Origin of the sequence: Pseudomonas sp. PWP3-1b2, assembly GCF_049896045.1 — a bacterium.
Lineage (GTDB): Bacteria > Pseudomonadota > Gammaproteobacteria > Pseudomonadales > Pseudomonadaceae > Aquipseudomonas > Aquipseudomonas antarctica_B.
This window is the reverse complement of record NZ_JAFCTN010000018.1, coordinates 79,910-100,982: the sequence shown is the minus strand read 5'-3', so window position 1 is coordinate 100,982 and position 21,073 is coordinate 79,910. Positions and strand designations below refer to the sequence as shown.

Sequence of the window (21,073 nt, the reverse complement as noted above, 5' to 3'; positions counted from 1 at the left end):
CACTGTGGGAGCTGGCTTGCCTGCGATAGCGGTGTATCAGTGAAGAATGTTTCATCTGAAACGCCGCTATCGCAGGCAAGCCAGCTCCCACAGTTGATTGGGTTTTCAATTCAAGAGCGTGCAATCAGGTCCAGTGGTGGATTGGCCAGCCAGCTTGTTCCGCATGCTCACGCAACACCGGATCCGGGTTCACCACCTGCGGGTGATCCACCTTCAACAGCAGCGGCAAGTCATTGCGCGAATCCGAATAGAAATAGGCGCCTTCCAGCGTCTCACCTTCCTGCTCCAGCCACGCCAGCAAGCGGGTGATCTTGCCTTCGCGATACGTCAATACACCCACGGTATGGCCGCTGTACACGCCATGGCTGACCTCCAGATCAATCCCCAGCACCTCATCGATACCGATGCGCGCCGCAATCGGTTCGACCAGGTGCGTGCCCGACGCAGAAATCACCAGAATCCGGTCGCCATTCGCACGGTGGCGGGCAATGGTCTTGGTGGCGTCGCTGTAGATCAGCGGCTCAATCACGTCCTCGACCCACGGTTCTACCAAATGCTCGATTTCTTCCGGTGTGCGGCCGATCATCGGCTCCAGGCTGAAGTCCATGAAGTCTTCCATGGCCAGCTTGCCCTGGCTGTAGGCGGCCATCAGTTCGTCGTTCTTGCGCATGAACGACTCAGTGTCGACCCAGCCCAGGCGGCCCATTTGCTCGCTCCACAGGGTGGCGCAGTCGCCATGAATGAGCGTTTCGTCCAGATCAAAAATTACCAGTGCCATCAGTCATATGTCCTCTATATACACAGCGGCCTCAGGCTACCTCACACAAGGCGCTTGGATCGATGGAAAGTGCCAGGCGCTGACCGTCGGGGTGCAAATCGTCGGCAGAGCGGTTGAGCACATCGACCACCAATTCCACGCCGCGCGCTTCGATGCGGTAACGAATCACGTTGCCCAGCAAGCTGTGGCTGCGCACCAGCGCGTCGAGTTCGCCGCTGCGGCTCAGCTCGATGGCTTCCGGGCGAATCGCGATGCGCCCGCTGATTGGGCGTTGCAGCAGTTGGCTGGCCTTGTCGGCATCGAGCAGGTTGTAGTTGCCGATGAAGCCTGCGGCGAACACGTCCACCGGCGCGGTGTAGAGGGTTTCGGCATCACCGCTCTGCACGATCTTGCCCTGGTTCATCAGGAAGATGCGGTCTGACATGGTCAGGGCTTCCTCCTGATCATGGGTCACGAAAATCGTGGTCAGCCCCAGCTCTCGCTGGATCTGGCGAATCTGTTCGCGCAGGTGCTTGCGAATCCGTGCATCCAGCGCCGACAGCGGCTCATCCAGCAGCAACAGGCGCGGGCGGGTCACCAGCGAGCGGGCGAGGGCCACGCGTTGGCACTGGCCACCGGACATCTGGTGCGGGTAGCGCCCGGCCAGGTCCTTGAGTTCCACCAGTTGCAGCACTTCCTGAACGCGCTTGTGGCTGTCGTCGGCGTTGACCTTTTGCATGCGCAAGCCGAAGGCGACGTTTTGTTCAACGGTCATGTTGGGGAACAGCGCGTAGCTCTGGAACACCATGCCGATGTGGCGTTTCTGCGGGCTCAGCGGAACGATGTCCTGCCCATCCAGCAGAATTTGCCCACTGTCTACCGGCGTCAGGCCGGCGATGCAGCGCAGCAGTGTGGACTTGCCACACCCCGACGGGCCAAGCAGGGTGACGAATTCGCCCTTGGCGATCTCGCAGTTGATGTCACTGAACACCGGGGTGCCGGCGTAGCCTTTTTGCAAGTGTTGGACGCTGACGAAGCTCATTGGCTTTTGTCCTTGTTCAAGATATTGGCGGCCCAGGTCAGCACCAGCACGAAGAAGAAATAGGAAATCACGATGGCACTGGTGAAGTGGCCACTCGTGTTGCGCATATTGTTCAAGTACACCTGCAGGGTTTCGTAGCGGGTGCCCACCAGGATGTTGGCGAACACAAACTCCCCGAACAGGAACGAGAACGACAGCAGCAATGCGACCATCAGGCCTTTGCGCAGGTTGGGCAGCACCACGAAGATTGCCGCCTGCCAGGTGCTGGCGCCAAGCAGTTGCGAGGCGTCCATCAGGTCACGCAGGTTGATGGCTTGCAGGTTGTTGGTGATCGCGCGGTACATGAACGGCAGCGCCACGGTGAAATAGCAGCCGATCAGAATCCACGGCGTGCCCACCATCGCCAGTGGCCCGGAGCCGTAGAGTTGCAGCAAACCTACCGACGACACCACGGGCGGCACCGCAAAGGGCAGCAGAATCAGGATGTTCATCAGCGCGTCGAGCCGTGGAAAGTGGTAATGCACCACGAACAGCAGCGGCAAGATCAGCACCACCGACAGGATCAGCGCACCCACGCACACCAGCAGCGATTGGCCGAAAGCCGCGAGGAAGCGCGGGTCGCTCCACAGCTGCACATACCACTTCACGGTAAAACCGGCCGGCAGCACGGTGGCCGACCAACTGCTCGCAATGGAGTAGACAAAAGTGCCTACCAGCGGCAGCACCAAAATCGCAAACAACACATACACCACTACCCGATGGTAGAGGGAGGCCGAGCCGGCTTCAGCGCGAGACATGGTAGCTCCTCTTGAGCAGCAGTTGATGGACCACGGTGACCACGGTCATCAGTGCCACCAGCACCACGGCCAGGGCGCTGGCCATGTTCGGGTCCAGGGAAATGTCGCCGGAGACCATCGCCGCGATACGAATGGGCAGCACGTTAAAGTTGCCGGTGGTCAGCGCGTACACCGTGGCATAGGCGCCGAGGGCGTTGGCCAGCAGAATCACAAAGGTGCCGAGCAGGGCAGGGGTCAGTACCGGCAGGCCGATGTGCCGCCAGAACTGCCAGCCGTTGGCACCGAGCAACGAGGCCGATTCGCGCCAGTCTTCACGCAGTGCGTCGAAGGCCGGGTACAGCAACAGCACGCCCAACGGAATCTGGAAGTAGGTGTAGAGGATGATCAGGCCGGTCTTGGAATACAGGTTGAAGTCCTGAATGATCCCGGCCTGCTTGAGCATGATCGTGATGCTGCCGTTGAAGCCGAGCAAAATGATGAAGGCGAAGGCCAATGGCACACCTGCAAAGTTGCTGGTCATGTTGGCAAACGCGGTCACGAAGTTGCGCAGTCGCCCATCGACGCGGCGTAACGAATAGCTGCCGAGCACCGAGATGATGATGCCGAACACGCTGGAGTAGAAGCTGATCTCCAGGCTGTACTGGATGGCCTGCAAGTAGAACTTCGAGCTGAAGATTTTGCTGAAGTTGGCCAGGCCCCAGCCGAATTCTTCCGATTGCAGGCTGTTGATCAACACCCACACCAGCGGGGCGATTTCGAACACGATAAAGAACAGCGCAAACGGCACCAGGCACAGGATCGCCAGCCATTTGCCACGGGTTAGGGAATTCACTTCAACAGCTCCCGGCATACAGGTTTGTCGTGGGGCACGCCGAGCAGTTCGCAGACAGTGCCGCATAGCTCGGTTTGCTCAGGTCTGGCAGAAGGGTCGAAGCTGAAGGCCGAGCCGAGCACGAACAGCGGCACTTCGCGTTCTTCGGGCAGTACGCCGTTGTGCGAACGGTCGTTGTTCATGCCGTGGTCGGCGGTCACCAGCACCTGGTAGCCGGCGTCGAGCCAGCCTTGCAGGTAGTCGGCGAGGATGATGTCGGCCGAACGCGCGCTGTTGCGGTATTGCGGCGTGTCGAGGCCATGTTTGTGGCCGGCGTCATCAATGTTCATCGGGTGCACCACCAGAAAATTCGGCGCGTGTTTGCGGCGCAGGCTTTCGGCGTCGGCGAACAGGTGGGAATCGGGGTAATGGTCATTCCAGTAGAAATGCCCGTGCTGGATCGGCAGCGCCTTGTCGTCGGTATGACGATCCCGCGCGGCCATAAAGGGCGTGCGGTTGTATAACTCGCTGACCCAGTGATAAGCCGCCGCCGCTGTGGTGAGACCGGCGTCGGTGGCGTAATGGAAAATGCTGCGCCCGTTGGACATGCGCGAGACATTGTTGTGGACGATGCCGCTGTCGATCGGTGGCACGCCGGTGAGGATGCATTCATACAACGGCCGCGACAGAGACGGCAGTTCACAGTCCAGTTTGTAAAGCGCCGCGCGTCCTGCGCCGATGTAAGCCTGCAGATGGCCCATGGCATGTCGGGCAACCTCGTAGTTCAGGCCGTCGAGCACCACAAGGATGACGTTGTGCTTCATAGGGGCTGGGGCTCCGCGACAGATTAATCTTGGCTCGCTATCAACTGTGAGACGAATCAAATGTGGGAGCTGGCTTGCCTGCGATAGCGGTGTTTCAGGCGACATATCTGTTGAATGTCAGACCGCTATCGCAGGCAAGCCAGCTCCCACATTGACCTATTACTGCATATTGATGATGACTTCTTCCTGCCACTTCTGCGGCAGGGCCTTGGAGGTTTTCTCCCATGCGTCGGCATCTTTGATCGGCGTTACTTTTTTGTACTGCTCGTTCGGCAGCAGCTTGGCCTGCACATCCGCCGGCAGGGTCAGGTGCTCGGCACGAATCGGACGTGCGTTACCGCGCGCCAGGTTGGTTTGGCCGGCGTCGCTGAAGATGTATTCACGGGTCAGCTTGGCGGCGTTCGGGTGCTTGGCGTATTTGTTGATGATGGTGGTGTAGCCGGAAATCACCGAACCGTCCGATGGGATCAGCACCACGTAGTCATCCGGGTTGGCCATCTTGGCCTTGTAGCTCAGGCCGTTGAAGTCCCAGACCACGCCCACTTCGACTTCGCCTTTTTCCATGGTGGCGATGGTCGGGTTGGCCAGCGACAGGCGACCTTGCTTGGCGATCTCGGCAAACATCAGCAGCGCAGGCTGGATGTTTTTCTCGTCACCACCATTGGCCAGTGCAGCAGCCAGCACGCCGTTGGCGGCTTGGGCGGCGGTGCTGACGTCACCAATCGAGACTTTGTATTTACCGGTTTTCAGGTCAGCCCAGCTTTTTGGCGCTTCGGAGCCGTGCAGCAGCTTTTTGTTCACGATAAAGGCGATGGTGCCGGTGTAGGCCAGTGCCCAGTTGCCGTCCTTGTCTTTCGCCCAATCCGGCACTTGTGCCCAAGTGGTCGGTTTGTACGGTTGGGCAACACCTTGTTTCACCGCAATCGGGCCGAAGGCAGCGCCGACGTCACCGATGTCGGCGCTGGCGTTGTCTTTCTCGGCGGCAAACTTGGCGATTTCCTGGGCCGAGCTCATGTCGGTGTCGATGTGCTTGAGGCCGTAGATTTTGGCCAGGTCATCCCAAGTGCCTTTCCAGTTGGCCCAGTCATCGGGCATGCCGACGCTGTTCACGGCGCCTTCCGCTTTCGCGGCGGCTTCCAGGGTTTTCAAATCGGTATCAGCGGCCATGGCGGCGGTGCACATGGCAATGGTCGAGCCTAACAGTGATGCCAGGAAAAGCTGTTTCATCCGAAGCTCCTTTGGGCGTTTTCAACGCTGCGCTTTTATTAACGATTGCGGTGGTGTTGGTCTAGGTCAGCAATACCTGAGCCAATTTAGGCTCGATGGATGACAGTTTCATGTCGATGTCGTTTTTAAAGCGCTTTTGTCGCTCAGTTCAGACTCAGCGTAGACCATGCCCAAGTGCCCGCAGGCCCTGGACTTGGCCGATGTATTGCAGGGTGTGGTGCGGGAGGTGGACACGGACTGTCATCTGTCGGTCATCTGTAATGCCTAGGCTGGCATGTAGCAGCAGACGCCCAAAGAGCGCGCGGTTTGTGCACCTGAACGGTGCTGGTCTAGTCCAGATAGGTAACGTTGATGCGTGATGAGGCAATCAAGGCGGTGACCTCTATCGGTCTGGCGCTGCAAGAGCAGATCGACCACGGCCTGTTGCCGCCTGGGAGTAAATTGCCCGCCGAGCGCAAGCTCAGCGAGTTGTTTGGTACCACTCGCATTACGGTGCGGGAAGCCTTGTTACAACTGGAGGCCCAAGGGCAGATTTACCGCGAGGAGCGTCGTGGCTGGTTTGTCTCGCCGCCACGGCTGGCCTACAACCTGATGCAACGCAGCCACTTTCACGCAATGGTCAGCGAGCAGGGGCGGGTGGCGGTGACCGAGGTGATTTCGGCGCGGCTGCAACCGGCGTCGGCGGCGGTGTGTGCGTGGTTGCAGTTGCCGGCATTGTCGAGCGTGATCCAGATCTGCCGGGGCCGGCGCATTGATGGGCGACTGGTGCTGTATGTGGAGCACTACCTGAACCCGCAGTACTTTCCGGGGATTCTGGAGTGTGATTTGAACCAGTCGATGACCGAACTGTATGCCCGCAAGTACGACCTGCATTACGGGCGAGTGCGTTTTGAAATTGTGCCCACGTCATTGCCGGTGGAAGCCGCCGCCGCGTTGCGCGTGTCGGTGGGCAGCCCGGGCCTGCGCATCGCTCGGGTCAACTATGACCAGAACCAACGGCTGATCGACTGCGACCTGGAGTTCTGGCGCCATGATGCGATTCATGTGGGCGTGGATGTGATTTGACAGGCGGGTGTGTACTGATTGAGCTGACTGCTCGCTGATATTCAACTGATGCAACTCAATCCAAATGTGGGAGCTGGCTTGCCTGCGATGCGGTCACCTCGGTTTATCAGAGACCTCGAGGTGATGCTATCGCAGGCAAGCCAGCTCCCACATGTGAACAGCGTTCGACGCTGCCTACAGGCTGAGTATCTTGATCACCTGACCCACATTGGTTTCCAGCTCTGTTACCGGGTCGGCGCCGTCGACATTGAGCACCAACAGCTCTGCGCCGCCTGCCGCAACTGCGGCTTTCACGGCCTCACTGGGCTGGCGATGATGCAGCACCAGCGCCACGTCGCTGTCTTTCAACTCGCGACTCAGCGTCTGCAAGGCCTCGGGCGTCCAGTCGGTATCTGGCCGCGCGTCGGTGCTGACCACTTCCAGGTTCAAGCTGCTCACCAGGTAGGCGAAGTGATCGCTCAAGCTGACCACACTCAGGTTGTCCGCCTTGGCCAGCCGCGCTTCGCTGTCGGCATTGAGCTTGAGCAGGCGCTGTTTGAGGGCGGTGAGGTTGGCGTCTATCTTCGGCTTGGCGGCGGGCGCCAACCGGCTCAGGTCGGCGGCCATCACATCGGCCATACGCCCCATGTTGTTGCTTGACTGCCAGGGCTGGCTGTTCAGGCCGTCGACAGTGCCGGGTTGCACGGCGATACCCGGCAAGCCGCCGTCCACCGGGCGTGCGGCGTCCACCTCGACAATGCGGATATTCGCGCGGCGCGCCACCGGGTAAAGCGGGTCGTCCGCCCACAACGAGCGCAAGCCGATGGCCGCGTCGGCTTCCCGGGCGAGTGTATTCAGCGCCGGAGCACCTCGGCCGGTGAAGTAGGCTACCTGACGCGAGCCGGGCAGGTTGGCCGGCGCGGCGCGCTCAAGGTGCACATCGGTGCCTTTGAGCAGCACCTCGGCGAGCCCGTAAGTAATGGGCAGCGAGGCCAGGACCGTGACCGGCTTTTTGGCCTTGGTCAGGGCCGCATGGCCGAGGCCTTGATTGACTTTGAAGTCCTTGGGATCAAAACCATCGGTGGCCAGCGCCGAAGTGCTGATCAAACACGCAATGATGATGGCCAGTGGGTGAAAGGCAGGGCGCATTATCCAAGATTCCCTTTGAGGCTGGGCACAGTGCCGCGCGCGATGGCGGCGAAGGCGAAGGCGATACCGGCCACCAGAATGATCGCGGCGCCGGACGGGATGGGCAGGTCGAAGATGATCGGCAGCAGAATGCCGCACAGGGTGCTGACCGTGGCGATCACCACCGAGACCCAGAAGAAGCCTTTGAGCGACTGGCTGAGCAGGCGTGCCGCCGCGGCTGGAATTACCAGCAACGCACCCACCAGAATCGCGCCGATCACCTTGACCGCCGCCACGGTGATCAGCGTCACCAGGATCACAAACAAGTAGTCCAGAGTCTTCACCGCCACCCCGCGCACCGCCGCCAGTTGCGGGTTGAAGCTGGCGAGCATGATGCGGTTGTACAGCGGCAGCGCCAGGGCCATCACCAGCGAGCCGACAATCGCCAGCACCAGCAGGTCGTTGCCGTTCACCGTCAGCACCGAGCCGAACAGCACGTTCTCCAGAATGTGCACGTTGATCTTGCCCGCCAGAATCAGCAGCAAACTCGCGCCCAATGCCAGCGACACCGAGAGGAACACGCCGATCAAGGTATCCGGCGCCAACCCGGTGCGGTTGCGCAGGTAATTGAGCAGGATGCCGAACAGCAGGCAGTAACCAAACAGTGCGCCGTAAGGCCCGGTGTAGGGTTCACCGAGCAAAATGCCCACGGCCACGCCGGTCAGCGCAGCATGGCCAACGGCTTCGGAGAAAAACGCGAAGCGTTTGACCACCACCAGCGTGCCCAGGCCGCCCAGTACCGGGCCGATCAGCAGCCCGGCGAGCAGCGCGTTGACCACAAAGCCATAGGCCAGTGCTTGCGGCAGGTACCCCGAAGAGGCCCAGCCCTGGACCATCAAGCGAAACGCTTCATAACTCATTGCGCCGGGCTCCGTGGGTGAGTGGAGAACAGGGTCAGCAGGCGGTCCGGCGTCAGCGCCACTTCAGGCGTGGCGTCGAATAACACGCGGCGGTTCAGGCCGGTGACGCGATCTGCCAGACGGCGGACGGCTTCCAGGTCGTGCTCGATCCACAGCACGGTGATCCCGGCCAGGCGCCAGTCATTCAACAAGCGCTCGAAGACCTGGATACCGGCTTCATCAAGGGCCGACATGGGTTCGTCCAGCACCAGCAATTGCGGTGTCGGGATCAGGCCTTGGGCGAGCAGCACGCGCTGACGTTCGCCGCCAGACAGCGCGCCCATGCGGCGTTTGCGTTTGTCCTGCATGCCGACCCGCTCAAGGGCCTCGCCAATCGCGGTAGCGTAATGTCTGGACACGCCAAGAAACGCCGGACGCCGCTGACACATGGCGGCCATGAAATCGTCGACGGTCATCGGCAAACCCCGGTCGAACTCCAGAGCCTGGGGCACATAACCAACGGTGCCCACGGCGGCCGGCCAGTGCAAACGCAATTGCCCTTGATGCGGTGTTTGCCCCAGCAGGGTTTTGATCAACGAGCTTTTGCCGCCGCCGTTAGGGCCGACCAGCGCATGGATGCTGCCCGGTTGCACGTTGAAGCTCACGTTATCCAGGATCAGCGTGCGGCCGAGGGTCAGCGATACCCTGTCGAAATCGAGCGTCGGGCCAACGCTGGCCACTTTCAAGTGTTCCGCCGCTGTCATGCTCCAGACTCCTGAATCGCCCGTACCACGGTGTTGAGGTTGCCGGTCATTTCCACTTCGTATTTTTCAGGGGAGTATGCGCCGTAGGAAATATGCGACAGCGGGTACAACTTGACCCCTGACTCACGCTGAATGGTGTCGACATAAGTGGACGGGAAGTCCATTTCCGAGAAGATCACCTTCACGTCCAGGGCGCGCAGTTCGTCGATGGTTTTTTTCAGCTGGCTCGGGCTGGGCTCGATGCCGTGCGCGGGCTCGACCACGGCCGTCACTTCCAGGCCAAATTCGCGCAGCAGGTAGTCGTAGGCGGCGTGCACTGTGGCCACGCGCAGGTCCGGGTTGGGCGCGCTTGTCAGCTTGGCCAGGGCGTCGGCGCGCATCTGACGCAGGCGTTTGCCGTAGGCGCGGGCGTTCTGGGTGTAGGTCTTGGCGTTGTCCGGGTCGAGTTTGCCCAGCTCGCGGGCGATGTTGTTGACCTGGGCAATCGACGCACTGATCGACAGGAACGTGTGCGGGTTGACCACCTTGCCCGCACCGCGCGCGGCATTGCCGGTGGCGGCCAGCAGCGGCACGTTGGCGTTGGCCTCGATCACTGGAATGTCCGGGCGCTCGCTGGTGGCGATCATGCGGTCGGCAAAGTCGTCATGGCCAACGCCGTTGAGCACGATCACATCCAGGGTGCCGATGCGCTTGATGTCTTCGGCCCGCGGCTCGTAGGCGTGGGGGTTGAAGCCTGCGGGTATCAGCGGCACTACATCGGCCTTGTCGCCGACGATATTGGCGACGTAGCTGTAATAAGGATGCAGGGTGATACCGATCTTCAGGCGTTTAGCCGCCTCGGCGTTCGCCAACGGAGCCAGCATCACGCTGAGCAGGCTGACCATCAACAGGCGCAACAGGGGAGATGAAGTAAACATGGGCAATCGGTCTTCTCGTTCAGTGACGGTGCTGGCGGGTCACGCCGGCATCGAATTGCGTGACCACCTGCTGCCAACCGGCGTCAATCAGCGCCGGGTCAGTCAGGTCGGAAGGAGGGGCGAGGTTGGCCTGACGGTTGAGCCAGATATCCGGCTCGGCGCCATGCACGCGCATCAGCAGCGAGCCGCTGGTGGCGGGCGTCTGGCTCACGCCCAGGTAGGCCGAAGGTGCCAGCACTTGCCAGCGATGGTCGCCACGGCTGACCGAACTGGCGTCCTGGGCAAACGGCGCGAAGCCTTCTTCGGCCAGTTGTTCAGGCGTCGGCAGGGCGTTCTGCTCCTGCTGCAACAGGTGTATTTCGTCCAGGGTCACCCGCAGGTCGGCATAGATGCCTTGCTCGGCGGCGCTCAAGTCGCGGCGCGCATCCAGTTGATGGCTGGGCACGGCGACCACTTCCTGGGTTTCACCGTGCAAGGCCACCACCGTGCCCGCGACCGCGAGAATGATCAGGCACAGCAGCAGAACGTAGAGCGTTTCGTGCCCGGCACCGGCGGGGCGTACAACCTGTGTCGTGCTCATTGAGGCTGGATATCCGCTTGGTCGATTTCCACCACGTGGCCCGGGCCTGCGTCAAACAGCACGTAGAACTCAGCCGACGGCTTCTTGAAGGTCAGGGTCGAATCCGCGCCGAGCTTGCCGGGCAGGATGATGCTTTCGTCGTAGCCGATCACGTCCAGGGTTACGCCCGGCGCGCCGCTGCCGTCGGAGAAACCGCCGGTGCACTGGATTTGCTCACCGGGGATTTCCTTGCATTCGCACATCGGGTTATGGGCCAGGGCAACGGTACTGAAACCGGCACCCAGCAACAGCGCAACACTGGCGCGGGTCAGTTGGGTCAACGTCATGGTTTGGCACCTCTCTCTTTCAGCCAGGCAAGGGTGGCGGGTGAGGCCTTGCTCAGCGCAATGGAACCCTGATGCATGCTGCCGTCCCAGCCTTCCATGGTGACCCACAGTTCGGCGTCGGCAGGCGTGCGTTCCGGGACGGGTAGCGCAGCGCCCATGCGGTACGGCGTACCAAAGAAGATCACCCCGGCAGCCCGCAGGCTGCGCGGCTTGCCGATGCGCAGGTAGGTCGCCTTGACCTGTTTGGCGCAGGTATCGCACAGGGCTGCGTTGAAGAATTTCATCGGGCCGGCCGGGTCCGGGAGCGGCCCTTCGTTGCGGAACTCGGCGAGTGTCAGGCTCCAGGGCCCGACCTGCACGTCGCCGACTATTCGCTCACCGAGGCCGGTGTCGCCGCGAAACAGTGCGGCGTCGGCAAAGTATTTGGGCATGAACCCCAGCGGTATCAACAACAGCAGCACATTGATATGGAAACGCCATTTCAGCCAAAAGGCGCGCAGCGGTGAAGGCGGTACAGCCGCGACCTTATTCATCGGCTGCCCTCCGAGGTTTCAGCCTGCAACGCCTGGATGGAAACCGGTGGGCGCTGTGCCTTGGCCTCGCGCTTGAGCGCATTGAGGGTGGCCAGTGCCGTGCGTTTGGTCCAGATCAGCAGGCCGCTCAGCACCATCATGCTCAGCACCAGGCCGAAGAAGGCCCAGATCAGCTTGATCCAGATCCCGCCAAAATCGCCGGTGTGCAGGGGGCGCATGGATTCGGTGACGAACTCCAGGCTGGAACGGTCGGAGAGCAGGTGCGAGGAGGCGATTTCACCGTTGTACGGGTTGATTTGTGCGGTCTGGAACATCAGCGGGTACCAGCCCCGGCCGCCCACTTGCAGGTGGCTGTAGGCATTGAACGGCAGGCTCACAAAACTCGCTTCCAGCCCCGGGATGCGCTGGGTGGCGATCTTGATGGCCTCGTCCACGGGAATCATCGGCGCCGGCACGCCGGGCGCCGACGTGGGGACTTTCTCCCGCGCAATCACCGGGACCACAGGCGCGCTGGATATGGAAATCTGGTTGTCGCTCAGGATTGCCTGGATCAGGAACCAGGTGCCGGTGATGGAAATTACCGCGATAAACCAGATCGACCAGATACCGCTCAACCGGTGGAAGTCTCCCCAGAAGATCCGCGCGCCGTGGCGTATGCGCAGGGTTGGCTTGAAAAAGCCTTTCCAGAAACGCTTGTACACCACCAGCCCCGTGACCAGGGAGGCCAGCAGCGGCAAGCCAAGCAGCGACACCAGGTACCAGCCCCAGCTGAAACCGTTGGTGAACGGCACCAGCCACCAGCCGTGCAGCGCGCGGGTGAACTGGCGAAAGTCGAACGCCGGGCTGATGCCCTGGATCGCGCCGGTGTAAGGGTTGACGTAGACCTCCACCGAACGGCCGTCGGGGTAGCTGAGGTCGACACTCAGGGCAAAGTGCGATTCGTCCGGTCGGCTGAAGGATTGCACGATCACCTGGGGTTCGGCGCGCTTGATGGCGCTGATGACCTGGTCATAGCTCAGGGGTTCGGCGTCATCCGAGGGTTTGCTTGCGCGGATATCCGGGTTGGCCAGCCAGACGATTTCCTGGCTGACCACTGCCAGGGTGCCGGTGACGCAGACGATCAGTACAAAAAACCAGATGGGCAATGCCAGCCAGCTGTGGACGAGAAACCAGAGTTTGGAGCGTGACTTCTTCGACATGTGAATGCAGGTCTTGATCGGAGGAGGGCGATGGAAGCCCGAAAAGGCCAGTCGTAGCTTTTGCTGACGCGACGGGCTGTATCTAAGTTAAGACGGATGAGATCGACAGATCCCTAAGCCGGATATGAAAGCAAATGTTTCAGCTTCGCATTTGGGCGGCTTCAAGCCCCGGATCAAACACGAAACATGTTCCAAGCCATCACCCAGGCGCCATTGATGGGGCCAGGCGGCTGCGTAGGATGGGCTGATGCCGTTGAGTGAGCGCCAATAAAGTGAGCCCGAAAAAATGACTGCCAGAACCCTCTACGACAAACACATCGATTCCCACACCGTGTGCGCACTGGATGATCAGGGGCATGTGCTGCTGTATATCGACCGTCAAGTGATCAATGAATACACCAGCCCCCAGGCGTTCAGTGGCCTGCGTGAGGCCGGGCGCGCGGTATGGCGCCCCGGCACGGCGCTGGCGGTGGTCGACCACGTTAACCCGACCACGCCAAAGCGTACCGCGACCATGCCGGATGCGGGCGGCGCGCGGCAGGTGTCGTACCTGGCGGAAAACTGCCAGGACTTCGGCATCGAGCTGCTGGACATCCTCGACAAGCGCCAGGGCATCGAACACGTGATCGCCCCCGAGCAGGGCTTTATTCTGCCGGGCATGGTGATTGCTGCCGGCGACAGCCACACCACCACCTATGGCGCCCTCGGTGCATTCGGGTTCGGCATTGGCACCTCGGAAATCGAGCATTTGCTGGCCTCGCAGACGCTGGTCTACAAACGCTTGAAAAGCATGCGCGTGACCGTCGAGGGCGCGTTGGCGCCGGGCCTGACGTCCAAGGACGTGATCATGGCGTTGATCGGCAAGATCGGCGCGTCCGGTGCCACCGGTTACGCCATCGAATTCCGTGGGTCGACCATTGATGCGCTGAGTGTCGAAGCGCGCATGACCATCTGCAACATGGCGGTGGAAGCCGGCGCACGCGGCGCGTTCATGGCGCCGGACGAGAAAGTTTTCACCTACCTCAAAGGCAAACCGCGCGCGCCCAGTGGCGAGCTGTGGGAGCAGGCGCTGGTGGGCTGGCGCCAACTCCATTCCGACGTCGACGCCGTGTTCGACCAGGAAGTGCACCTGGATGCCAACGGCCTGGAACCCATGGTGACTTGGGGCACCAGCCCGGACCAGGCCGCGCCCATCGGCGCCTGCGTGCCTGACCCGCAAGCCGTCAGCGACCTGATTCTGCGCCAGGACATGCACCGCGCCCTCAAGTACATGGGGCTGGAAGCCGGCATGCCGCTGAGCGACATCGTCATCAGCCATGCGTTTATCGGTTCCTGCACCAATGCGCGCATCGAAGACTTGCGCGACGCCGCCAGCGTGGTACGCGGCAAACACGTGGCCAAGCATGTGCGGGCGATGATCGTGCCGGGGTCTACCGAAGTGCGCGATAGGGCCGAAGCTGAAGGGCTGGCGGCGATCTTTATCGACGCCGGTTTTGAATGGCGTCAGTCGGGCTGCTCGATGTGCCTGGCGATGAACGACGACGTGCTGGCCCCCGGTGACCGCTGCGCCTCCAGCACCAACCGCAACTTCGAAGGCCGTCAGGGCGCCGGCGCACGCACCCACCTGATGAGCCCGGCGATGGTCGCCGCCGCCGCCATTACCGGCCGACTTACCGATGTTCGCCACTTTGGAGACCGCGTATGAGCCTGCAACCTTTCACGTGCGTCACCGGCAAGGCCGCGCCGATGTTGGCGGCAAATATCGATACCGACGTGATCATGCCCAAGCAATTTCTCAAGGGCATCGACCGCAGCGGGTTGGACCGAGGGTTGTTCTTCGACCTGCGCTTTTTGGCGTCCGGCGCGCCCAACCCTGAGTTTGTACTGAACCAACCCGCCTGGCAGGGCGCGAGTTTTATGGTGGTAGGCCCGAACTTCGGCTGTGGCTCCAGCCGTGAACACGCCGTGTGGGGGTTGAAACAGACCGGCATTCGCGCACTGATCGGCAGCAGCTTTGCCGGGATTTTCTATGACAACTGCCAGCGCAATGGGGTATTGCTGATCACCTTGGACGAGGCGGTGCTGCAGGCACTGGGGCAGACCGTCAGCAGGCCTGCGCAGGCGCAGATAACGGTGGACCTGGAGGCGCAAGAGATCCGTTTGGCGGACGGGCAGGTGATCCCGTTCCAGATCGACACGTTGCGCAAGACCGCGTTATTGCTGGGGCTTGATGCAATCGGCAGTACCTTGCAGCGCAGTCTGGAAATCAAGGCCTTCGAGCAGCGCCACGTGGCCGCCAACCCCTGGCTCAACTGAGCCCCATAAACGACACAGTTATATAAGTAGATAAACAGCGCCCTCGATTAACTCAAGGGGGCTGTTGTTTGTGTTATTTACTTTTCAAATAACTGAATTTAAGGGGCGGGCCATCAGTGAACACGGGGGCATTGACACGGCAGTGGGGCAAACCCGGAAAGAATGCAGGGGCAACGTGTTGACACATTGTGAAGCATCGGCTTAAGTGGGGCTGACTTGGAAAGTCAGCCGATTATATAAAGGGATGTTAATAAAATGACCGTGTCTGTCGATCAATCAGCAACTTGTTATTCCTCTCTCGCGCCAGTGGTTAAGTGGGTTACTTAATCAAGGCTCAGCGCCCGTCAGTGTTTTCATCATTGCCCATACCCGTGCCTGCCCGGTCGTGGCAAAGCACGCATGTATAGGCCTGAACACAGGTTGAAAAAACAGAGAGTGCATACTCATGTCGATTTTTGATCAAGCAACACACCGTTCGGTACAGTGGCAAGACTGGCGCTGGCAGCAGAAGAATGCCATTCGTGATGAGCCCGCATTGCGCGCCGCCTGCGGTGGCTGGAGCGAGGAAACAACGGCGCACATTGAGTACAACCTTAAAGACCGCAAGATGCAGATCACGCCTTATTACATTGATCTGATCAAGCGCTCGCTCACCTCCGGCTCCATAGAGGACCATCCGCTGTGGCGCCAGGTGGTGCCGTACTGGAGCGAGCAGGTACAGGGTGACTATGACGGAGCGTCCGAAAACTGGGAGCTCAGCCATGAGATGAAGACGCCGATCTGCCAGCACAAGTACGACAATCGCGTGATCCTGCGCATGACCAACACCTGCAATGCGTATTGCCAGTTTTGCTTCGAGGCGCTGCGCACGTTGCAAGTCGGCACCGAGAAAGCCAACGCCAGCACGGATTCCTTCAAGGACTCGGTGGATTACATTCGCAACAACCCTGCCATTGAAGAGGTGATCCTCAGCGGTGGCGACCCTCTGATGCTGGCGGATCGCAAGTTGGAAGAAAATCTGGCGGCGTTGCGTTCAATCAGCGACGACTTGCTGATTCGTATTCATTCAAGGGCGTTAAGTTTCAACCCGTTTCGCGTCACCGACGAATTACTGGCGATGCTGGAAAAGTACAAGGTCAATGCATTTGGTGTGCATGTATGCCACCCACTTGAACTCACCGCGGATTTTGCAGCGGCAGTTAAACGCATTCAACGTGTGGTGCCGATTGTATTTTCCAACATGCCCCTGTTGCGTGGCGTGAATGATGATGAAGCCACCCTGCATAAGTTGTTTATTGATCTTTATCGCCTCGGTGTAAAGCCGTATTACTTATATCACTTCATGCCATTTTCACCGGGCGCATCGCAATACAAGGCATCGATCAGTCACGCCATTGCCATTATGGATCGCCTCAAACGGCGTGTTTCCAATATTGCCATGCCCGAATATGTATTACCTCACGCACAGGGTAAGTTTACGGTGCCATTGCTGGACTTCGAACAGCCTGAAAACTTGCCGCACTTTGAAGTTCGCGAGGGGCAACGCCATTACCGTTTCCGCAACTGGGAAGGTCAATGGTGCAGTTGGCAGGATGTCTGAATCAACTCACGGAATGAGGCGGTACGGCGTATGACACACGATGCGATTCTTTTTATTGATGTGGATGACAGCCGTTCGGTTCGTTATCTCTACCGCGAGCCGCACTTTGCGGCAGCGCGCGCGCAAGGCCTGGCCTGTTTGACGGCGGGTATTCGGGGGCGCAAGCACCTGCAGCGGCTGCAGGACAGCAGTGATGAACTGTTCCTGCTCGATGCACTAAGCGAGCAGTCTATTGTGGAGCTGGTGGGCGAACTGGATGGGCGCTATCACATTCGCGGGATTTTCTGCCAGGCCGGGCATTCGTCCGCGCTGGGGGAGGTGGGCTGTATCGTTGCGCGGGCCTGTCAGCGGCTGGGTTTGGTGTACAGCAGCCCCGATGCCATTGCCGCGTGCAATAACAAGTTTTTGATGCGCAAGGCGCTCAAACAGCATGGCCTGCGTTCCGTGCCCTTCGCGTTGTGCAATAACGAGCAGGAACTTCAAGCGGGCGCCGAGCGAGTGGGTTATCCGCTCATCGCCAAACCGCCGTTTGGCGGGGCGTCGGCGTTTATCAAGAAGTGCTCCAACTGGGCGCAGCTGCGCAGCCACTATGCGCATTTTCTGAGTGACCACGGCGCTGCCGCCTACGCGGATTTTTACGGCTGCGCGCATACCCTGCCGGAAGAGGACGGGCACTGCCGCGACTACATTCCCGGGCGCAGCCTGCTGCTGGAAGGGTATATCCCGGGGGTTGAGGGCAGTGTGGAGTGTGTGATTGCCGGCGAGCGCATTCATGCGTTGCTGATCAACGAAAAACTGCTGCTGACCGAGCGCAGTGGCACGGTCCTCGAGAACCTGCTGATTTCGCCGCCGACCTCCTTTACCCCCGCCCAGTGCGAGCAGATTCGCCGCTATGCCGCAGATTGCCTGCGCGCGGTCGGCCTGACCAATGCCGTGGTGCATTTCGAGTTTCGCATGACGGATGAAGGCCCGGTGGTGATCGAAATCAACCCGCGCGTGGGCGGGCTGTATGTCAATGCAGCGTTTCGCGATCTGGCCGCCATTGACCCTTATCAGGTGTACCTCGCGTTGTTGCTGGGCGAGCCGGGGCTCAATACTCATTTGGAGGCCGGCGCGCGCCGGGTTGAAGCCGCCGCGCAACACTATGCGATGTTGGCGATTTATCCGGAGCACAGCGGGTACTTCAAAGGTATTGAAGGCCTGGCATTTCTGGATGACAGCCCGTCAGTGCTGGAATATGCGCAACAGGATGGCGGGCATTTCATCGATGCCGACATCGAGGAGCATTACTTGCTCAAATGCTGGGCCAGGGTTGACGGTGCCGACCACGCTCACGCAGTGCATGATGCGATCAGGCAACACCTGCGGGTCATCATCGATCACCAGGAAGCAGGGTAACCCTATGGACATCTCTCAAGTGTCGTCGCATTTGCGCGAACATCACTATTGTCACCAGCGGGATTTTCGCCGGTTGGTCACGGTCGGGCCGGGTGAAGAGCAAAGCTTTCGAGCGTATTGGGCAAACCTGGTGCGCGATGAGGCCTTCCAGACGTACACCCACCGCGAACGCCGGATCCTGCGCTATCGTTTATTGCCTTCGCGGCAGTTGCAGATCGACCGCAATGCCGCGTTCAAGTCGCCGGTCACCTATGCCGTCACGTATCGACAGGGAGTGAATCACTTGAGCTATTGCGAGGATGGCTTTGTCGAGCATCCGCTCATGCAGAAGCTGCTGGCCACGGACCTTGCCGTGATCGGCCCGCACCTGACTGAGCAGACGTACACCATTGATATCCACCAGTTTCGCGTCAGGGCGGATGCGCAATCCAGTAGCCCGACGACATCGGGTATTCACCAGGATGGCCTGGACTGGGTGTTCATGCATTTTATCGGGCAGAGCAACACGGTGCCGGTGGTGTCGGAAGTATTTGCCGATGAAGCCGAAGACAGCCGTGTATTCAAGCTGCCAATGGAGCAGTTTCTCGAAACGATCGTGATCAACGACCGCAGGCTCTACCACCGCGCCGGCGATGTGCGGCCTCAGGTCGATTCGGCCCCCGCGTGGCGCGACGTGCTGCTGGTGAGCCTGCGCAGCGTGCCAGCCGAGTCGCAGGCGCAGCCGGCATGAGTCTCGCTCAGTCATTGACCCTGTCGACCCGCAACGCGCGCCTGATCATATTCGCCCGGGGTGTGTCGGACTTCGGCGCCTTTCTCAACATGGTGGCGCTGTCCACTTATGTTTATTGGCTCAGCCAAAGCGTGGTGTTTGTCAGTATTTTCCTGGCGTGCCGCGTCACCGGCGGCATTGCTGCCAGCCTGTTCGGTATCCCGTTTTTTCGGCGTTTTGCAGGCCGCAGTACCCTGGCCGGGCTGGACCTGGCGCGGGCGCTGTTGCTGACGCCGTTGCTGGTGCTGATACCGGCGCATCAGTTGAGTGTCCTGCCCTTTATCGCGTTTGGCATTGGCCTGTGCAATTCGTTGTTTGCGATTGGCCTGAACAGCCAGTTACCCACCTGGGTGGCGCTGGAACAGCGGGTGAGCACCAATGCGTGGATCACGTCCGCAGCCGCCACCGGTGCGGTCTTCGGCAGTTTGCTCTCCGGGTTATTGATTGCCACCGGCGGATTCGAGGCGGTGTTCGCCGTCAATATCGGCACCTACGTGGTGGCTGCGTGCCTGATCCTGCCGTTGCGTGCGCTGTATGCAGCCAGCGTTGCGGTGCATCGCGGGTTGGCGGCGGAGTGGCGGGAACTGACAAAAGGCTTGAAAGGCGCGCCGATACTGGCGGCCATGTTGCTGATCAGCATGCTCGACACCCTCGGCAGCGCCGCGCATAACGTCGGTTGGCCGGTACTGTCGCAGTACATCTCGCCGGACACCGCCAAGACCGTCATGGGTTACCTGCTCGCGGTGTGGGCGTGCGGCAAGTTCGTCGGTGCGCGCCTGGCCAGTGCGTTGTTGAAAGGCCGCGGCACTCACGCGATGGAGCGCCTGTTTATGGCGGGTGTAGCGCTGATGTCCAGCGGCTTTATCCTGACCTTCCAGCAAACCGAACTCTGGCTGGCGCTGCTATTGGTGGTGTGGGCGGGGCTGGGCGACGGCGTGTCCGAGGTGGCTCTGGTCTCCCGGGCACAAAGCGAGCCCGACAGTTTGCGCCTGCCGCTTTTCAGCCTATTGACCCTGATTCAAATGGCTGGCTTTGGCGTGGGCATGCTCGTGGTGGGGCCGTTCTACCTGACATGGACGCCGGCCCAGGTGATTGTGTTGTTCCATGGGCTGCCCTTGACGGCGTTGCTGATCATGGGGGCATGGATGGGTTACAGCGCCAACCGGGAAGTCAGATCGACAACCCCTTGAAGTGCTCCTGCAAAAACTCCACACACGCCCTTAATTTCCCGGAGTACGCCAACCGTGTGGGGTACACCGCCCACACATTGGCGCTCTGGGTGTAGTCATGCAGCACCTGTACCAGCTTGCCTTGCTCCAGCAAGGGCTTCACGTCCCACATCGAGCGCAGCAACACACCGCGCCCATCGAGTGCCCACTGCAACACGATTTCGCCATTGTTCGAGGACAACGGGCCGCGTACCCGCACGCTTTCAGGGGCGCCGTCGCGTTCCAGGTTCCAGATGCCAAAGGCGTTGTCGCGTTCCTTGAGCACCAGGCAGTCGTGCTGTTCCAGCTCACTCAAGTGTTGCGGCGTGCCCCGTCGCGCGAGATACGCCGGCGCGGCGCAGAGCACGCGGCGGTTGCTCACCAGCCGTCGGCCGATGTGCTGGCCGGGGATGTCGTCGCCCACGCGAATCTCCAGGTCGAAGCCTTCGCTGACGATGTCCACCACGCGGTCGAACAGGTCCAGGCGGATTTCCAGGTCCGGATAGTGTTCCGCCAGCAGCGACAGGGCAGGCGCCACATGGTTGCGGCCAAAACCGAAGCTGCTGCACAAATGCAGGTGGCCGCGCGGGCTGTCGTGGGCGTCGGAGAGTTCGTCGCAGAGTTGCTGGAAGTCTTCCAGAATACGCACCGCCCAGCGCTGCACGCGTTCACCGTCTTCGGTCAGGGCGATGCGGCGGCTGGTGCGGTGCAGCAAGCGGGTGGCCAGGGTGGTTTCAAGGATCTGGATACGCTTGCTGACATACGCCGGCGACAACCCCAGCTCATCGGCGGCGGCAGCGAAGCCGGCCTTGCGGATCACGGTCAGGAACACCCGCAGGTCTTCGGGTAGGGGCACGTTATCTTTCTTGTTAGTCATCAGACACAGACGTGGCGGCATGAGCCTCCAGAATAGCACCCGTGTGCCGAGGGAGCT

General features: G+C 60.6%; 22 protein-coding genes. 7 read left to right on the top strand and 15 right to left on the bottom strand.

Going from position 1 to position 21,073, the window contains the following annotated elements; all coding sequences use genetic code 11:
• Positions 1-124: 124 nt before the first annotated feature.
• From ACP7A2_RS14140 to ACP7A2_RS14115, 6 genes are all read right to left on the bottom strand, one after another.
• Positions 125-778 carry an HAD family hydrolase gene (locus tag ACP7A2_RS14140; protein WP_426134689.1) on the bottom strand — a complete coding sequence of 218 codons (654 nt, stop codon included), beginning with the start codon at positions 776-778 and terminating at the stop codon, positions 125-127.
• Positions 779-809: 31 nt separating this feature from the next.
• Positions 810-1,799 carry an ABC transporter ATP-binding protein gene (locus tag ACP7A2_RS14135; protein WP_348054755.1) on the bottom strand — a complete coding sequence of 330 codons (990 nt, stop codon included), beginning with the start codon at positions 1,797-1,799 and terminating at the stop codon, positions 810-812.
• Positions 1,796-2,596 carry an ABC transporter permease gene (locus ACP7A2_RS14130; RefSeq protein ID WP_348054756.1) on the bottom strand — a complete coding sequence of 267 codons (801 nt, stop codon included), beginning with the start codon at positions 2,594-2,596 and terminating at the stop codon, positions 1,796-1,798. Before ACP7A2_RS14130 ends, ACP7A2_RS14135 begins: the two co-directional genes overlap by 4 nt.
• Positions 2,583-3,446: an ABC transporter permease gene (locus ACP7A2_RS14125; RefSeq protein WP_426134688.1), complete on the bottom strand. Its 864-nt coding sequence runs from the start codon at positions 3,444-3,446 to the stop codon at positions 2,583-2,585. The genes ACP7A2_RS14130 and ACP7A2_RS14125 overlap by 14 nt, the downstream gene beginning before the upstream one ends.
• Entirely contained in the window at positions 3,425-4,231 is an 807-nt protein-coding gene (locus tag ACP7A2_RS14120; RefSeq protein ID WP_426134687.1) for an alkaline phosphatase family protein, read from the bottom strand. The genes ACP7A2_RS14125 and ACP7A2_RS14120 overlap by 22 nt, the downstream gene beginning before the upstream one ends.
• Before the next feature lie 159 nt (positions 4,232-4,390).
• Entirely contained in the window at positions 4,391-5,458 is a 1,068-nt protein-coding gene (locus ACP7A2_RS14115; protein WP_110625715.1) for an ABC transporter substrate-binding protein, read from the bottom strand.
• Positions 5,459-5,809: 351 nt separating this feature from the next.
• On the opposite strand from ACP7A2_RS14115, the gene ACP7A2_RS14110 reads away from it, so the two are divergent.
• The gene (locus ACP7A2_RS14110; protein WP_348054760.1) at positions 5,810-6,523 is read left to right on the top strand and encodes a UTRA domain-containing protein; all 714 of its coding nucleotides are present in this window, start codon (positions 5,810-5,812) and stop codon (positions 6,521-6,523) included.
• Positions 6,524-6,697: 174 nt separating this feature from the next.
• Here ACP7A2_RS14110 and ACP7A2_RS14105 read toward each other — a convergent pair whose 3' ends face one another.
• The 8 genes from ACP7A2_RS14105 to ACP7A2_RS14070 are packed head-to-tail and all read right to left on the bottom strand — an operon-like array spanning position 6,698 to position 12,848.
• On the bottom strand, positions 6,698-7,651 hold the full coding sequence (locus tag ACP7A2_RS14105; RefSeq protein WP_426134686.1) for a metal ABC transporter solute-binding protein, Zn/Mn family: 954 nt from the start codon (positions 7,649-7,651) through the stop codon (positions 6,698-6,700).
• The gene (locus tag ACP7A2_RS14100; protein WP_426134685.1) at positions 7,651-8,550 is read right to left on the bottom strand and encodes a metal ABC transporter permease; all 900 of its coding nucleotides are present in this window, start codon (positions 8,548-8,550) and stop codon (positions 7,651-7,653) included. Before ACP7A2_RS14100 ends, ACP7A2_RS14105 begins: the two co-directional genes overlap by 1 nt.
• Positions 8,547-9,293 (bottom strand): metal ABC transporter ATP-binding protein, encoded by a 747-nt coding sequence (locus ACP7A2_RS14095; protein WP_426134684.1) that lies wholly within the window; start codon positions 9,291-9,293, stop codon positions 8,547-8,549. Before ACP7A2_RS14095 ends, ACP7A2_RS14100 begins: the two co-directional genes overlap by 4 nt.
• Positions 9,290-10,210, bottom strand: coding sequence for a metal ABC transporter substrate-binding protein (locus ACP7A2_RS14090; protein WP_426134683.1), 921 nt, complete (start codon positions 10,208-10,210; stop codon positions 9,290-9,292). The genes ACP7A2_RS14095 and ACP7A2_RS14090 overlap by 4 nt, the downstream gene beginning before the upstream one ends.
• A gap of 19 nt (positions 10,211-10,229) precedes the next feature.
• The gene (locus ACP7A2_RS14085) at positions 10,230-10,790 is read right to left on the bottom strand and encodes a DUF6162 family protein (RefSeq protein WP_426134682.1); all 561 of its coding nucleotides are present in this window, start codon (positions 10,788-10,790) and stop codon (positions 10,230-10,232) included.
• A complete protein-coding gene (locus ACP7A2_RS14080; RefSeq protein WP_426134681.1) occupies positions 10,787-11,116 on the bottom strand; it encodes a hypothetical protein in 330 nt (109 codons plus the stop codon). The genes ACP7A2_RS14085 and ACP7A2_RS14080 overlap by 4 nt, the downstream gene beginning before the upstream one ends.
• A complete protein-coding gene (locus tag ACP7A2_RS14075) occupies positions 11,113-11,649 on the bottom strand; it encodes a thiamine pyrophosphate-binding protein (protein ID WP_426134680.1) in 537 nt (178 codons plus the stop codon). The genes ACP7A2_RS14080 and ACP7A2_RS14075 overlap by 4 nt, the downstream gene beginning before the upstream one ends.
• Positions 11,646-12,848 carry a PepSY-associated TM helix domain-containing protein gene (locus tag ACP7A2_RS14070; protein WP_426134679.1) on the bottom strand — a complete coding sequence of 401 codons (1,203 nt, stop codon included), beginning with the start codon at positions 12,846-12,848 and terminating at the stop codon, positions 11,646-11,648. The genes ACP7A2_RS14075 and ACP7A2_RS14070 overlap by 4 nt, the downstream gene beginning before the upstream one ends.
• A 286-nt stretch (positions 12,849-13,134) precedes the next feature.
• Between ACP7A2_RS14070 and leuC the strand changes: the two genes are divergently transcribed.
• The 6 genes from leuC to ACP7A2_RS14040 all read left to right on the top strand — a co-directional run bounded on the left by leuC (position 13,135) and on the right by ACP7A2_RS14040 (position 20,121).
• Complete coding sequence (gene leuC, locus ACP7A2_RS14065) at positions 13,135-14,553, top strand: 3-isopropylmalate dehydratase large subunit (RefSeq protein ID WP_426134678.1); 1,419 nt, start codon at positions 13,135-13,137, stop codon at positions 14,551-14,553.
• Positions 14,550-15,164, top strand: coding sequence for a 3-isopropylmalate dehydratase small subunit (gene leuD / locus ACP7A2_RS14060; protein ID WP_426134677.1), 615 nt, complete (start codon positions 14,550-14,552; stop codon positions 15,162-15,164). Before leuC ends, leuD begins: the two co-directional genes overlap by 4 nt.
• A gap of 445 nt (positions 15,165-15,609) precedes the next feature.
• Positions 15,610-16,764, top strand: coding sequence for a KamA family radical SAM protein (locus ACP7A2_RS14055; RefSeq protein ID WP_426134676.1), 1,155 nt, complete (start codon positions 15,610-15,612; stop codon positions 16,762-16,764).
• 30 nt (positions 16,765-16,794) lie between these two features.
• Complete coding sequence (locus ACP7A2_RS14050; RefSeq protein WP_426134675.1) at positions 16,795-18,162, top strand: ATP-grasp domain-containing protein; 1,368 nt, start codon at positions 16,795-16,797, stop codon at positions 18,160-18,162.
• 4 nt (positions 18,163-18,166) lie between these two features.
• Positions 18,167-18,892, top strand: coding sequence for a 2OG-Fe dioxygenase family protein (locus ACP7A2_RS14045; RefSeq protein ID WP_426134674.1), 726 nt, complete (start codon positions 18,167-18,169; stop codon positions 18,890-18,892).
• The gene (locus ACP7A2_RS14040) at positions 18,889-20,121 is read left to right on the top strand and encodes an MFS transporter (protein WP_348054774.1); all 1,233 of its coding nucleotides are present in this window, start codon (positions 18,889-18,891) and stop codon (positions 20,119-20,121) included. The genes ACP7A2_RS14045 and ACP7A2_RS14040 overlap by 4 nt, the downstream gene beginning before the upstream one ends.
• Here ACP7A2_RS14040 and ACP7A2_RS14035 read toward each other — a convergent pair.
• A complete protein-coding gene (locus tag ACP7A2_RS14035) occupies positions 20,102-21,016 on the bottom strand; it encodes a LysR substrate-binding domain-containing protein (RefSeq protein WP_426134673.1) in 915 nt (304 codons plus the stop codon). The two genes, ACP7A2_RS14040 and ACP7A2_RS14035, sit on opposite strands and share 20 nt — an antisense overlap.
• Positions 21,017-21,073: the final 57 nt, after the last annotated feature.